The sequence below is a fragment of the Hydrogenophaga sp. genome, from assembly GCF_051007235.1.
Classification (GTDB): domain Bacteria; phylum Pseudomonadota; class Gammaproteobacteria; order Burkholderiales; family Burkholderiaceae_C; genus Hydrogenophaga.
Genome location: NZ_JBPCSJ010000479.1, coordinates 1 through 14,513, shown reverse-complemented (window position 1 = coordinate 14,513; position 14,513 = coordinate 1). Strand labels below are relative to the sequence as shown.

Genomic DNA, 14,513 nt, shown 5'->3' with positions numbered 1-14,513 from the left:
ATCCTGGCGTCGCCGGCCTCGATGCGCGACTCGAGCGACTGCGCCGCGTTGTGGGCGATGTTGAGCACCGCCTGGATCAGCTGCTCGCGATCCCCGCGGAACTCGGGGATGGAGGTGTCGTAGTCGCGCACCACCTTCAGGCCGCGCGGGAACTCGGCCAGGATGACCGAGCGCACCCGCTCGCAGACCTCGTGGATGTTGACGTCGCCGACCACGTGGGGCTTGCGGTGCGGCGCGAGCAGACGGTCGACGAGTGCTTGCAGGCGATCGGCCTCGTGGATGATGACCTGCGTGTACTCGGTCAGCTGCTTGTTGTCGAGTTCGAGTTCCAGCAGCTGCGCCGCGCCGCGGATGCCGCCCAGCGGGTTCTTGATCTCGTGGGCCAGGTTGCGGATGAGTTCCTTGTTGGCCTGCGCCTGGTCGATCAGACGCTCCTCACGCTCCTGGCGCGTCTGCTGCTCCAGCGGCAGCAGTTCCACGATCACCTCGCCTGGCACGTCGGTCTGCGCCACCACCACGTGCACCGGCAAGGGGTCGTGGGTCAGGCGCCGGAGCCAGGCGTCGTAGCGCAGGGCGGCGAACTCGTTGCCGTGGGCGCCGCTGAGCGCGTTCTGCAGCAAGGTAGGCTCGGTGAAACAGTCCTGCAGCAGCGCGCCGGTGATGCTGCGGCGGGACATGCCCAAAGCGTCTTCCAGCGCCGCGTTGGCGTAGAGCACGGCCCCATCGGACGCGACCACGGCCACCAGGGTGGCCAGCAGGTCCAGCGACTGGAAGCGTTGTGCGATGGTGGGGGAGCCGTGTCCCGTGGTGCCGACAGCGGCCGACAGCGCAGCGGGCGGGAGCGGGGAGGTTGGGGAGAGGGGGGCAGGCTTTTTCAAGCCGCCTATTTTGCGGCACTTCCGGCAGCGGCCGATGCGCCGCTGAAACGCGAAAGCTCGCGCTGGATACCGGCCACATCGCCCTCGGCGCGGCTCACGGCGGCTTTGAGTTCGGCCACGCGGTCGAGGTAGCGCTGGTGGTTGCGGCCCTCGATGCCCTCTTTTTCCGGCGCACCGTTGGCGTAGGCTTTCTGGGCCTGGGCCAGGCGGTCCTGGGCCTTGCGCAGCTCGGCTTCGAGGATGGCGCGCGCATCGCTGTCGCGGGCACGCTGCTCGCCACTGTCGACACGTTCACCGCTGGTGCGCGCGGCGGGCTGCGACGTGGTCGGGCGCGGCGCGGCGGCAGCCACCGGCCGGGGCGCTTGCGGTGCCGTGCCCTGGATGATGGTGATGTTGCCGCCGTCCATGGGTTTGCAGCCGCGGGCCTTGGCCACCTCGGCATCGTTGGTGTATTCGTTGCCGCAGCGGTAGATGCGGTCCTGCGCCAATGCGGACAGGCTGGCCAGGGCGAGCAAGGGGGCCAGCGATCGGATCACGAAGGTTTGCGTCATGTTGTGGAGCAAATGGGACGGGCGCCAACAGCGCCTGCGGGCAGCTTTTCAGTATGAATCAAAACCCCGACAAAAGTGCCGCGGGCACCCGACAGGAGGGCCTTGCGCACCGCCCAAAAGCAAAAAGGGACGACATCCGTCGTCCCTTTTCGGCATCCGGCCCACACACGGTGAGCCAGAGAGCGCATCACAGGCTGTAGTACATGTCGTACTCGACCGGCGACACTTCCACGCGGGCGCGGGTGACTTCGGTCATTTTCAGCTCGATGTAGGCATCGATCCACGAGTCGGTGAACACACCGCCCTTGGTCAGGAACGCGCGGTCCTTGTCCAGGTGGGCCAGGGCTTCGTCCAGGCTGGCGCAGACGGTCGGGACCAGCTTGTCCTCTTCCGGCGGCAGGTGGTAGAGGTCCTTGGTGGCGGCTTCGCCGGGGTGGATCTTGTTTTCCACGCCGTCCAGACCGGCCAACAGCAGAGCGGCAACGCACAGGTACGGGTTGCACAGCGGATCGGGGAAGCGGGCTTCCACGCGACGGGCCTTGTCCGACGCCACGTTGGGGATGCGGATCGAAGCGGAACGGTTCTTGGCCGAGTAGGCCAGCTTCACCGGCGCTTCAAAGTGCGGCACCAGGCGCTTGTAGCTGTTGGTACCGGGGTTGGTGATGGCGTTCAGGGCACGGGCGTGCTTGATGATGCCGCCGATGTAGTACAGCGCGAATTCCGACAGACCGGCGTAGCCGTTGCCTGCGAACAGGTTCTTGCCGTCCTTCCAGACCGACTGGTGCACGTGCATGCCGGAGCCGTTGTCACCGTGGTAGGGCTTGGGCATGAAGGTGGCCGTCTTGCCGTACACGTTGGCCACGTTCTGGATCACGTACTTCTGCAGCAGGGTCCAGTCGGCGCGCTCGACCAGGGTCGAGAACTTGGTGCCGATTTCGCACTGGCCGGCGCCAGCCACTTCGTGGTGGTGCACTTCGACGGGCACGCCAACGGCTTCCAGGATCTGGCACATCTCGTTGCGCATGTCCATGGTGCTGTCCACGGGCGGCACGGGGAAATAGCCACCCTTGACGCGCGGACGGTGGCCGCGGTTGCCGCCTTCGAGCTTGGCGCCGCTGTTCCAGGGAGCTTCGTACTCTTCGATCTGGTAGAAGCTGTGGCCGGGCTCGTTGCTCCAGCGAACTTCGTCGAACAGGAAGAACTCGGGTTCCGGACCGAAGTAGGCCACGTCGCCCAGGCCGGTGGCCTTCAGATAGGTTTCAGCGCGCTTGGCGATGGAACGCGGATCGCGCTCGTAAGCCTTGCCGTCGGTGGGCTCGATCACGTCGCAAACCAGCACCAGGGTGGTCTCTTCGACGAAGGGGTCGATGAACGCGCTGCTGGCCTCGGGGGCGAGCAACATGTCGGAAGCCTCGATACCCTTCCAGCCCGCGATGGACGAACCGTCAAAGGCCTGGCCTTCTTCGAACTTGTCTTCGCCGAACTGGGACACCGGGATCGTAATGTGCTGCCATTTGCCACGGGTGTCGGTGAAACGGAAATCAACGAACTTGACGTCGTTGTCTTTCACCATTTGCATCACGTCTGCGACGGTCTTGGCCATCAAAAAGCTCCTGTAGCTGGGTGGGTAAAAAATCGGTTGACGGGGCAGTTCAAGCAGCTTCCATGCCACCAGAAGGCCTGTCGCATGCCGCGAGGATGGTGCGCGGTGCACACCGCTTTCGATTATCGCCCAGCGCCGGTGCCCCAAGGCAGCTCATGCGGCCAGCCCAGACCGCCTGGGTGCGGCGCTTTGTCCGCGCCAAGACGTCATTCAGACATCAATTGCACAACATTGGTGCACAAGAAACAAGAATGCACCAACAAAGCTCATTTGATCAACGCACCAATTCAGGGCCCAGTTGTGCATGGTGCGCGTGCAGCCCGGCCAGCAACTGGGCAAACGCGGTGGTCACCGCGTCCGGGCGGCCTTTGACACCCAGTTCGATGTGGCGTCCGTATTCCGGGTGGTCCACGCTGGGCAGGCTGAAGACCTTGACGGGGTGCTCCCGCTCGACGGCTTCCATGAGCGGCGTGAGGGTCGCCTCCATCGCCCCCATCACCACCACCGACCGCTCCTGCCAGGCGCCGCGCTGGTGCCAGGCGGCGTAGTCGGTGTCCAACAGCTGTTCGATCATCGGCCAGGCCATGACCGGGAAACCCGGCACGAAATGCACCACGCCACCACCCGCGCCACGGCAGCTGAAGCCGGGAATCTTGTTGTAAGGGTTGGGGATGATGCTGGCACCCACCGGGAACACGCCCATGTTGAAGCGGTGCACGTTGTCCGGCCGGTCGGGGTCGTAGGCCTCGCCGCGCTCTGCCGCCAGGTCGCGCATGCGCTGCTCGATCAGGCCGCGTGCCTCGGGGTGCAAGGCCAGATCCACCCCCAAAGCGGCCGCCGCGCACTGGCGGGTGTGATCGTCCGGCGTGGCGCCGATGCCACCGCAGGAAAACACCACATCACTCGTAGCGAAGGCATCGCGCAGCGCCGCGGTGATGCGCTTGCGCTCGTCGCCCACGCAGCGCGACCAAGCCAGCGACAGCCCTCGCGCCTGCAGCAATTCGATGACTTTGGGCAGATGCTTGTCGGCGCGTTTGCCGGAGAGGATTTCGTCGCCGATGATGATGAGGCCGAACGCGGGTTTCATGGTGCAGCGGGGGGAAGCGAGGGTGTGGGACGGTCCTGAGCCAGGGCCACGGGCTCGGCCGGCGGCATGTCGATGACATCGGTGGTGGCGGCCACGGTAGCGGCTTGCGATGCCCGCAGCGCCTGCAACGCGGCCAGCGTGTAATGCGCGAACCACAGCGAGGCGAACGCGAACACCAGGGTGTAGATCCAGATCGCCACCGGCACCAGCAGCGGCGCCAGCGCGATGAACATGGCGCCCGATGCCCACAGCAGGCTGGGCGCGGCGCCCAGGTAACCGCTGAGCACGCCCATGGCCAGCAAGCTGCCACGGTGTTCTTTGAGAATGGCCTTGCGCTCGGGCGCGCTGGCGTGCAGGGCCAAGGCGTCGAAGGCGAACACGCGGTAGGTCAGCCAGCCCCAGATGAGGGGCGGCAGGATCAGCACCAGCGGCGGCACCAGCCACAGCGGCATGGACACCAGCAAAGCCAGCACGGCCAGCAAGGTGGAGCCCAGCGACCAGAACACGCTGACCAGCATCGAACCGCCGCGCTTGAGCTCCATCTGCGCGAAACGGCGCTGCCCGACCAGGTCGACCATGGCCGGTGTCATGAAAGCGGCCACCAGCAGCAGGCACAACAGCACGATGACGGGCGTGGCCAGCACCAGCACCAGCAGCGGAGCGAACACGGTGCGCAACGACGACATGCCCACGCGTTCGAGCCAGCCCAGGAGGGTTTGCACCATTTCGTACGCTTCAAGCCAGGCGGTGACGGAGGCCACCGCGGCGTCCCAGAAGAAATAGCCTAGGCCGAAGGACAGCACCACCATCAGCACCAGCGGCAGGAACGACAGCGCGATCACCCGTGGGTGCATGCAGTACGCCACGGCGCGCCAGAAAGAATCGAACAACAGGCTCATGCCGGAAGAATACCCCTTTCCCCTGCAGCAGAAACCGCTCAAGGGCTTGCGCCAGCGACAGCCTGGGCCCGCCCGGCCACTAACATGCGACGCATGCAACGCATTGAGATCGACGGCATCCAGCTCGAAACTGCACACATTCCGGGGCCGCCCGGCCGCGCACCCCTGCTGTTCCTGCACGAAGGTCTGGGCAGCGTCGCGATGTGGCCGCAGCGCGGGCGCCACTGGCCGCAAGAACTGTGCGCCGCCACGGGCCGCGCGGGCTGGCTGTATTCGCGGCGGGGCTATGGACAGTCCGATCCGGTGGCCGACGTCCGTGGCGCGCCGCGCCATGACGGCGCCTGGCACATCGGCCGCCATGAACCCGACTACATGCACATCGAGGCGCAGCGGGTGCTGCCACGCCTCCTGCAGGGTCTGGGCATTGAGCGGCCGGTGCTGATCGGCCACTCCGACGGCGCCACCATCGCGCTGCTGCACGCCAGCCAGCACCCGGTCAGCGCCTGCGTGGCCATCGCGCCGCACGTCTGGGTGGAAGACGTGGCGCTGCAAGCGATCACCGCCGCCCGGGACCTGTACCTGGCCAGTGCAGCAACCGACACGGACGGCAAGGGCCTGCGACAGCGCCTGGCGCGCTACCACGCCGACGTGGACAACGCGTTCTGGCAGTGGAACGACGTCTGGCTGAGCCCTGCGTTTCGCGCGTTCGACATCCGGCCCGACTGCCGCCGCATCCAGGCACCGCTGCTCGCGGTGCAGGGCGGAGGGGACGAATACGGCACGCTGGAGCAACTGCGAGAGATTGCAAAGGCCGCCCCACACGCCCGCACGGTCGCCATCCCCCACTGCGGCCACAGCCCGCACCGCGACCAGCCCGATGCGCTCACCGCCGCCATCGCCCCTTTCCTGTCGGTGCTGCCGTAGCCACCTGCGCCCTGGTTCGCCCCCTGTTTGCGGGATGTACGCCCGACCGGCCTTTGGGCAAAATCCACGGGTTTTGTCCACCGGAGCCTCCATGAACACCTCAGCCCCCGCATTTGAGGCGCTGGCCCAGCAGTTGCAGGCCAACCGCATCGGCCGCCGCCAGGCGCTGTGGCTGATGGGCGCCAGCACCCTCGGCATGGCAGGCCTGCAGGGTTGCGCGAAGTCGCCTGTCACAGGCCAGTCCATCGTGGTGGGCATGAGCGAGGCGCAAGAACGCCAGATGGACACGCAGGTCGCGCCGCACCAGTTCTCGCAAGACCTCGGCGCCATCCAGGACCCGGCGGTGAATCAGTACGTGGGCGACGTGGGCAAACGGCTGCAGGCGCTGAGCCACCGGCCCGACATGCCCTACTCCTACCGCGTGCTCAACGCCAACTACGTCAACGCCTACACCTTCCCCGGCGGCGCCATGGGCGTGACGCGCGGCATCATGGCCGAGCTGGGCAGCGAGGCCGAGCTGGCCGCCCTGCTCGGGCACGAAATCGGGCACGTGAACGCCCGCCACGCCGCCCAGCGCCAGGGGCAGGCCATGGTGGCCCAGGCGGCCGTGCTGGGGCTGAACATCGCCGCGCAAGACTCGCAGTGGGGCCAGCTCGTTGGGCTGGGCAGCCAGATCGGCGCCAGCGCTCTGCTGGCCAGCTATTCGCGCGACCACGAACGCGAAGCCGATGCGCTGGGGCAGGAATACATGGTGCGTGCCGGCTTCCCGGCACAAGGCATGACCGCCCTGCACCAACTGCTGGTCGATCAACAAAAGGAAGCGCCCAGTCTGCTGTCCACCATGTTCTCCTCCCACCCCATGAGCAGCGAGCGGCTGAACACCGCTGCGCAGCAGGCCCGCCAGCGCTATGCCAGCAGCGCCAACGCCCCCACGCAGCGCGAACGCTTCATGGACAGCACCAGCAGCCTGCGCCGGATCAAACCCACCATCACCGCCTGCCAGAACGGCGAAACCGCCATGGCATCGCAGAGCTACAGCCAAGCCCAGACCGCCTTCGCCAGCGCATTGAAACTCACCCCGCGCGACTACGCCGGTCATTTCCGCATGGCGCAATGCCTGCAGGCCCAGAAGAAGACCCAGGAAGCCCGCCAGTACGCCCAGCAAGCCCAGGCCATCTACCCGCAAGAAGCGCAAGCCCACAAGCTCAGCGGCGTGCTGGCCCTGAGCCTGCGCGACCCGGGCGCCGCCTTCGAGGGACTGGACCGGTTCGACCGGCAGTTGCCGGGGGACCCGGGTGTGCTGTTTCTCAAAGGCGTTTCGCTGGAAGGCATGGGCCAGCGCCAGCAGGCGGCGCAGCACTATGCCCAGTACCTGCGGCTGAGCCAGCAAGGCCAGGCCGCCCAGTTCGCCGCCAGCCGACTGCAAGCCTGGGGGATGCTGCGCTGATCGGTCCGTCCGGCGGCAGACACCCCGCGCAGAGCGGCAAACCGAGAACAATTCACGCTATCGACCGATCAGCGGCGCCCGATCCACGGCCAGCGGCGCGCCAATTCAATACACTTTGATACATATTCGACCATCGTCCCGACGGTCGCTCCCCACGCCCCCATGACCTCCTGGAACGATCCCTGGCTGCTCACTGCCCTGGTGCCCGCTTTGCTGGCGCTGGGCGCGTTGCTGCACCGTGCCTGGGCCACCCACCGGGCGCGGGAGCAACGCCGCATCCCCAAGCACTGGCCACTGAGCACGCGTGCTCTGGTCAACAGCGAAGAGGCCCGGGTCTGGCACTGGCTGGCCCGCGCTTTTTACGACCATCACATCATGATCAAGCTGCCGGTCACGCGTTTCACGCTGCCGCGCGACAGCGAACAAGGCATGCACTGGTACCGACTGCTGGGCGGGGTGTACTGCACCTTCACCATCTGCAAGGCCGACGGAAAGGTGATGGGTTGCCTGGACGTGCCCGGCAAGAACGCGCTACCGCGCAGCACCCGCATGCTCAAACACTCGCTGCTGACCCAGTGCGGCCTGCCCTACTGGGTGGTGCGCTCCAGCAGCCTGCCCACCGTGGCCGAAATCCGGGCCGAATTCCTGGGTGAATCGCCCACCGCTCAAAGCATGCGCGAACGCGAACAAGAAGAGCGGGCCATCATCGCGGCGCAGGCCAACCTGCGCTCGGCGATCAACCGCCAGCGCAACATCCGCCACAGCGACTTCAGCCCCATGTCCAATTGGCCGTCGAGCACCACCGGCGACACACGCTCCAGCGACTTCACGTCGCAATGGCAGGACAATTCCTTTCTGGTGCCGCTGGACAGCCGCAAGGGCGACCTGCTCTGAGCCGTCCGCCGGCTCTGCCCGGTCAGGCGGTCGGCTTCTCCACCAACGCACGCACCTCGTCTGCAGTCAGCCAACGCCACTGGCCGGGCGGTAGCGAGTCGTCCAGCCCAAGACCGCCAATGGACGAGCGGTGCAACCCCTCCACCCGGTTGCCCACAGCGGCCACCATGCGTTTAACCTGGTGGTACTTGCCTTCCGTCAGTGTCAGGCGCAGGTGATGCTCGTTCACCGCCTCGGCCGCCTGGGCACGAACAGGGCGCGGATCGTCGTCCAGCACCACTCCTTCGAGCAGACGTGCGATCTGCCGCCCGTCCAGCGGATGTTTGACCAAGGCCTCGTACACCTTGGGCACATGGTGGCGGGGCGAAGTCAACCGGTGGATGAACTTGCCGTCATCGGACAGAAGCAGCAACCCCGTCGTGTCTTGGTCGAGCCGTCCCACCGCCTGAACGCCGGCCGCCGCACCGCCACCGCGGGTGCGCAAGGGCGCCGGCAGCAACGTGTAGATGCTGGGATAGGTGCTGGGTTTTTGCGAACACTCGGTGCTCGCGGGTTTGTGCAGCAGCAGATAGGCCAACCGGTGGTAAGCCCAGCGCTCTCCTTGCACCCAGAAGACCAGCCCCTCCTCTTCCAGCCGCTCGGTCGGATCCACACAGGGTTGCCGCTCTTCGCCCAGTTGGACCAGCCCCTGTTGGACCAAGCCACAACAGACACGTCGCGTACCAAACCCTTGAGAAAAAAGAATCTCCTGCAATTGCAGCATGCCGAATCACTTCCTGGAACCGGACGCGCCATGGACGCGAACCAATGAAAAAGCCCCGAAGCAGTGAAGCTTCGAGGCTTTTGGGTAGGTGGTGGAGCTGGGGGGATTTGAACCCCCGTCCGCAAGCCTTCTCCGCGCAGTTCTACATGTGTAGTCGTCTGATTTGAGTCTCGCCACCCGCGTCGCGCAGCGACACGCTACGCAGGCAACCAGCACCCTTGGATCTCGCCCCACGCCAAGGTACCCGACGCGGAGCCAGCCGATAAAAATTCCCTTGCAGCCTGGACAGTCTTGCGACCGCCCTTGCCCAGCCTATCGGCCTGCTGTTGCAAGGCTCACCGGATTAAGCGGCGAGTGCGAAACGTTCGTCGTTTGCAGTTAGTTTTTTTCTGCGGTTTTACGAGGTGACAGAACCTCGACATGCCCTGCTGCGTGCCCGAACCCACGTCGAAACCAGTGCAGCCCCTAGGCGACAGAGTTTAAGGCAGTTGGAGCAATTTCAAGACCTCCAGTGGCGAATTCACCTCCGCGTCGGCCGCCCAGTGCCCGGTTTCCCCGCTTTCACCCAGGTAACCGTAACGTGCCGCCACGGTGAACATACCCGCGGCACGCCCGGCCACGATGTCCCGCTCGTCGTCACCCACATAGAGGCACGCGGTCGGTGCCGCGCCCAGACGCCGAGCCGCTTCCAGCAGCGGATCAGGGTGCGGCTTGGCCTTGGGTAGCGTGTCGCCGCACACCACGGCCCTAGCAGGCGCCAGGGTGGGCAGACCGGCCAGGACAGGTTCTGTCAGACGCTGCGCCTTGTTGGTGACGATGCCCCAGGGCAGGGACATGCGTTCAAGCGAGTCCACCAGTTCGGCAACGCCGTCAAAGCAGGCGGTGCTGTGCAGCAGGCACTGGGTGTACTCGTGCAGGAACTCTTGCTTGAACCGGTCGTATCGTTCGTCATCTGGCGCCAGACTGAACGCAATCTGCAGCATGCCGCGTGCGCCAGCACTGGCGTGCGGGCGGTAGCCAGACATCGGCAAGGGAGGCAGGCCGCGAGCAGCACGCATGCGTTCTGCAGCCAGCGCCAGATCGGGAGCGCTGTCGACCAAGGTGCCATCCAGATCGAACAACACCGCCTGCACGGCGAAAGCGGGCCGCTTCATGCCTTGCGCGTGGCCAGCAGGTAGTTGACGCTGGTGTCACCGCTGAGCCAGTAACGGCGTGTCAGGGGGTTGTATTCCATGCCCCGGGTCTGCGCCAGCTCCAGCTCGGCTTCGCGGCAATACGCCGCCAGCTCACTGGGGCGGATCATCTTGGCGTACTCGTGCGTGCCTTTGGGCAGCATCTGCAAGACGTATTCAGCCCCCACGATGGCGAACAGGAAGGACTTGGGGTTGCGGTTGATGGTGGAGAAAAACACCCAGCCACCAGGTTTGACCAACTGCGAACACGCCCGCACCACCGACGCAGGGTCGGGAACGTGCTCCAGCATCTCCATGCAGGTCCCCACGTCGTACGACGCCGGTGCTTCGGCTGCCAGCGCCTCGGCACTGATCTCGCGGTACTGCACATTCGCGGTACCAGCTTCCAGCGCGTGCAGTTGCGCCACCCTCAGCGCCTTGGTCGAAAGATCGATACCCGTCACCTGGGCACCTTTGCGGGCCATCGAGTCGGACAGGATGCCACCACCACAACCCACATCGAGCACGGTCTTACCGGTCAACGCGGCAAGGCCATCGATCCAGTTCAGCCGCAGCGGATTGATCTGGTGCAGGGGGCGAAACTCGCTCTCGGGATCCCACCAGCGGTGGGCCAGATCGGAAAATTTGGCCAGCTCGGCCGGGTCGGCATTCACATTAGGATTCATGTTTCGATTATCGCCAGCCCATAAAAAAACCGCGCCGAAGCGCGGTTTTTTTCAAGCGATCCAGGGATTACTTGTTGGTGCGGGTGCCGACCACCTCGACTTCCACGCGACGGTTCTTGGCGCGGCCTTCCTTGGTGGCGTTGTCGGCCACAGGTTGGTCCATGCCCTTGCCTTCGGTGTAGACGCGGTTGCTTTCGATGCCCTTGCTCACCAGGTAAGCCTTGACAGCTTCGGCACGCTTGTTGGACAGGGCCTGGTTGTAGCCAGCCTTGCCGGTGGAGTCGGTGTGGCCCACAGCGATCACCACTTCCAGGTTGATGCCCTTGACTTTGTCAGACAGATCGTCCAGCTTGGCCTTGCCTTCGGGCTTGAGGACAGCCTTGTCGAAGTCAAAGAAGGCGTCAGCCGCGTAAGTCACCTTGGTGGCAGCGGGGGCCGGAGCGGGAGCCGGTGCGGGAGCAGGTGCCGGAGCGGGAGCCGGTGCCACAGCAGCGGGAGCCGGTGCGGGAGCAGGGGCGGGTGCGGGAGCCGGTGCGGGAGCAGGAGCAGCCTTGGGCACGATGGCGCCGTCGCAGCCGACGGCGGCGGTGGCGGGGGTCCAGTTGGCATCGCGCCAGCAGAGTTCGTTGGTGCCGTTCTTCCACACCAGGTTGGAAGACGCGTCACGCCAGTTGTCGATGGTCTGGGCGCCGGCAGCCGAAGCCATGGCGGCAGTTGCAATCAGCATTGCCACTTTGTTCAGTTTTTTCATGGTTTTCCTCGTAATGAACCCCGGGGGGCTGGATATCAACAATGACGCTTGAAGTGACCACCACTCAAAACGCTGAATTTATTGTGCCACAAGCATGTATGCAGCACCTTCGGCAGGGCAGCCCTGGGCGACACCACTTTCGACCTACTGCCCAATGCCGTTGTGGATGAACAACATGTTCCGCACCGCGGAGGCCGGACGGCCGCCCACTAAAATGTCATGTTGCCTTTCCGTTTCACATTGCCACGCCGCCTCCACCCATGACCCAGTTCGCCAAAGAGACATTGCCCATCAGTCTGGAAGAGGAGATGCGCCGCAGCTACCTTGATTACGCAATGAGCGTGATCGTGGGGCGCGCCCTGCCCGATGCGCGGGACGGCCTCAAGCCTGTGCACCGGCGTGTGCTGTACGCGATGCACGAACTCAACAACGACTGGAACCGGCCGTACAAGAAGTCGGCCCGTATCGTTGGCGACGTGATCGGTAAGTACCACCCGCACGGCGACAGCGCGGTGTACGACACCATCGTTCGCATGGCGCAGGACTTTTCTCTGCGCCACATGCTGGTGGACGGCCAGGGCAACTTCGGCTCGGTCGACGGCGACAACGCCGCCGCGATGCGTTACACCGAAATCCGCATGTCCAAGATCGCGCACGAGATGCTCGCGGACATCGACAAGGAGACGGTGGACTTCGGCCCGAACTATGACGGCTCGGAAAAAGAGCCGCTGGTGCTGCCGACCCGCCTGCCCAACCTGCTGGTCAACGGCTCGGGCGGCATTGCCGTGGGCATGGCCACCAACATCCCGCCACACAACCTCAACGAGGTGGTGGACGCCTGCCTGCATTCGCTCAGGAACCCGGACTGCTCCATCGATGAGCTGATGGAGATCATCCCGGCGCCCGATTTCCCCACCGGCGGCATCATCTACGGCATCAATGGTGTCAAGGACGGCTACCGTACCGGCCGTGGCCGCGTGGTGATGCGCGCCAAGTGCCACTTTGAAGATATCGACAAGGGTCAGCGCCAGGCGATCATCGTTGACGAGATCCCCTACCAGGTCAACAAGAAGACGCTACAGGAGCGCATCGCCGAGCTGGTGCACGAGAAGAAGCTCGAAGGCATCAGCCACATCCAGGACGAGTCGGACAAGTCCGGCATGCGCCTGGTGATCGAGCTCAAGCGTGGCGAAGTGCCTGAAGTGGTGCTGAACAACCTGTACAAGCAGACCCAGCTGCAAGACACCTTCGGCATCAACATGGTGGCGCTGATCGACGGTCAGCCCAAGTTGTGCAACCTCAAGGACCTGATCACAGTGTTCCTGGAGCACCGCCGCGAGGTGGTGACGCGCCGCACGGTGTTCGAGTTGCGCAAGGCACGCGAACGCGGCCATGTGCTCGAAGGCCTGGCCGTCGCGCTGGCCAACATCGACGAGTTCATCAAGATCATCCGCGAGAGCCCCACCCCGCCGGTGGCCAAGGCCGAGCTGATGACGCGCAGCTGGGACAGCCAGCTGGTGCGCGAGATGCTGACCCGCGCCAAGGCTGATGGCGGCACCATCAGCGCCGACGACTACCGCCCCGAAGGCCTGGAACGCGAGTTCGGCATGCAGGCCGACGGCCTGTACCGCCTCTCCGAGACGCAGGCCCAGGAAATCCTGCAGATGCGCCTGCAGCGCCTGACTGGCTTGGAGCAGGACAAGATCGTTGCTGAGTACAAGGACGTGATGGCCGTCATCGACGACCTGCTGGACATCCTGGCCAAGCCCGAACGCGTCTCGACCATCATCAGTGAAGAGCTGGTGGCGGTGAAGAACGAGTTTGGCCAGACCAAGCTGGGCGCCCGCCGCAGCGAGATCGAACACAGCGCGCAGGACCTCTCCACCGAAGACCTGATCACGCCGACCGACATGGTCGTGACGCTGTCCCACAGCGGTTACATCAAGAGTCAGCCGCTGTCCGAATACCGGGCCCAGAAGCGCGGCGGCCGCGGCAAACAGGCGACGGCGACCAAGGAAGACGACTGGATCGACCAGCTCTTCATCGCCAACACGCACGACTACATCCTGTGCTTCTCCAACCGCGGCCGCCTCTACTGGCTCAAGGTCTGGGAAGTGCCCGCCGGCTCACGCGGCTCGCGCGGCCGCCCCATCGTCAACATGTTCCCGTTGGCCGAAGGCGAGAAGATCAACGTGGTGCTGCCGCTCACCGGCGAATTCCGCAGCTTCCCCGCCGACCATTACGTGTTCATGGCCACCAGCATGGGCACCGTCAAGAAGACCGCGCTCGATGAGTTCAGCAACCCCCGCAAGGCCGGCATCATTGCCGTCGACCTGGATGAGGGCGACTACCTCATCGGCGCGGCGCTGACCGACGGCAAGCATGACGTGATGCTGTTCTCCGACGGCGGCAAGGCGGTGCGCTACGACGAGAACGACGTGCGCCCGATGGGCCGCAACGCGCGCGGCGTGCGCGGCATGATGCTGGAAGACGGCCAGAGCGTGATCGCCATGCTGGTGGCCGAAGACGAAGAGCAAAGTGTGCTGACCGCTACCGTCAACGGTTACGGCAAGCGCACGCCCATTGGCGAATACACCCGCCATGGCCGTGGCACCAAAGGCATGATCGCCATCCAGCAAAGCGAGCGCAATGGCAAGGTCGTGGCTGCCACATTGGTGCATACCGACGACGAGATCATGCTGATCACCGATCGCGGTGTGCTGGTGCGCACCCGCGTGGCAGAGATCCGCGAGATGGGTCGCGCCACCCAGGGCGTCACGCTGATCAGCCTGGATGACGGCTCGCAGCTGTCGGGCCTGCAGCGCATCGTCGAGAACGACGCCAGCGGCGATCCGGCC

At 65.1% G+C, this 14,513-nt stretch carries 13 protein-coding genes and 1 other RNA gene; 4 read left to right on the top strand and 10 right to left on the bottom strand.

Annotated elements, in window-relative coordinates:
• From ACR2JA_RS16930 to ACR2JA_RS16910, 5 genes are all read right to left on the bottom strand, one after another.
• Positions 1–827, bottom strand: an 827-nt coding sequence (locus ACR2JA_RS16930; RefSeq protein WP_434010244.1) for a two-component system sensor histidine kinase NtrB, incomplete at its 3' end; no start/stop codon positions are given.
• Positions 828–883: 56 nt separating this feature from the next.
• Positions 884–1,429, bottom strand: coding sequence for a hypothetical protein (locus ACR2JA_RS16925; protein ID WP_434010242.1), 546 nt, complete (start codon positions 1,427–1,429; stop codon positions 884–886).
• A 187-nt stretch (positions 1,430–1,616) separates the two neighbouring features.
• A complete protein-coding gene (gene glnA / locus ACR2JA_RS16920; RefSeq protein ID WP_434010241.1) occupies positions 1,617–3,032 on the bottom strand; it encodes a type I glutamate--ammonia ligase in 1,416 nt (471 codons plus the stop codon).
• A gap of 274 nt (positions 3,033–3,306) precedes the next feature.
• Positions 3,307–4,119 (bottom strand): competence/damage-inducible protein A, encoded by an 813-nt coding sequence (locus tag ACR2JA_RS16915; protein ID WP_434010240.1) that lies wholly within the window; start codon positions 4,117–4,119, stop codon positions 3,307–3,309.
• Positions 4,116–5,018: an EI24 domain-containing protein gene (locus ACR2JA_RS16910; protein WP_434010239.1), complete on the bottom strand. Its 903-nt coding sequence runs from the start codon at positions 5,016–5,018 to the stop codon at positions 4,116–4,118. The genes ACR2JA_RS16915 and ACR2JA_RS16910 overlap by 4 nt, the downstream gene beginning before the upstream one ends.
• Positions 5,019–5,111: 93 nt before the next feature.
• Here ACR2JA_RS16910 and ACR2JA_RS16905 point away from each other — a divergent pair, with 93 nt between their 5' ends.
• The 3 genes from ACR2JA_RS16905 (at position 5,112) to ACR2JA_RS16895 (ending at position 8,283) form a co-directional block, all read left to right on the top strand.
• Positions 5,112–5,942 (top strand): alpha/beta fold hydrolase, encoded by an 831-nt coding sequence (locus tag ACR2JA_RS16905; protein ID WP_434010238.1) that lies wholly within the window; start codon positions 5,112–5,114, stop codon positions 5,940–5,942.
• Positions 5,943–6,033: 91 nt separating this feature from the next.
• A complete protein-coding gene (locus ACR2JA_RS16900; RefSeq protein ID WP_434010237.1) occupies positions 6,034–7,389 on the top strand; it encodes a M48 family metalloprotease in 1,356 nt (451 codons plus the stop codon).
• Positions 7,390–7,551: 162 nt separating this feature from the next.
• Positions 7,552–8,283 carry a DUF2726 domain-containing protein gene (locus tag ACR2JA_RS16895; RefSeq protein ID WP_434010236.1) on the top strand — a complete coding sequence of 244 codons (732 nt, stop codon included), beginning with the start codon at positions 7,552–7,554 and terminating at the stop codon, positions 8,281–8,283.
• 22 nt (positions 8,284–8,305) lie between these two features.
• On the opposite strand, the gene ACR2JA_RS16890 is transcribed toward ACR2JA_RS16895, so the two are convergent.
• The 5 genes from ACR2JA_RS16890 to ompA all read right to left on the bottom strand — a co-directional run bounded on the left by ACR2JA_RS16890 (position 8,306) and on the right by ompA (position 11,655).
• The gene (locus tag ACR2JA_RS16890; RefSeq protein WP_434010243.1) at positions 8,306–9,043 is read right to left on the bottom strand and encodes a 16S rRNA pseudouridine(516) synthase; all 738 of its coding nucleotides are present in this window, start codon (positions 9,041–9,043) and stop codon (positions 8,306–8,308) included.
• A gap of 92 nt (positions 9,044–9,135) precedes the next feature.
• Positions 9,136–9,512: a transfer-messenger RNA gene (gene ssrA, locus ACR2JA_RS16885) on the bottom strand.
• Between the two features lie 13 nt (positions 9,513–9,525).
• Positions 9,526–10,200, bottom strand: a complete 675-nt coding sequence (locus tag ACR2JA_RS16880) for an HAD-IA family hydrolase (RefSeq protein ID WP_434010235.1) — start codon at positions 10,198–10,200, stop codon at positions 9,526–9,528.
• Entirely contained in the window at positions 10,197–10,904 is a 708-nt protein-coding gene (gene ubiG, locus ACR2JA_RS16875; protein WP_434010234.1) for a bifunctional 2-polyprenyl-6-hydroxyphenol methylase/3-demethylubiquinol 3-O-methyltransferase UbiG, read from the bottom strand. The genes ACR2JA_RS16880 and ubiG overlap by 4 nt, the downstream gene beginning before the upstream one ends.
• 67 nt (positions 10,905–10,971) lie before the next feature.
• Positions 10,972–11,655 (bottom strand): outer membrane protein OmpA, encoded by a 684-nt coding sequence (gene ompA, locus ACR2JA_RS16870; protein ID WP_434010233.1) that lies wholly within the window; start codon positions 11,653–11,655, stop codon positions 10,972–10,974.
• 260 nt (positions 11,656–11,915) lie between these two features.
• Here ompA and gyrA point away from each other — a divergent pair.
• Positions 11,916–14,513, top strand: a 2,598-nt coding sequence (gene gyrA / locus ACR2JA_RS16865) for a DNA gyrase subunit A (RefSeq protein ID WP_434010232.1), incomplete at its 3' end; no start/stop codon positions are given.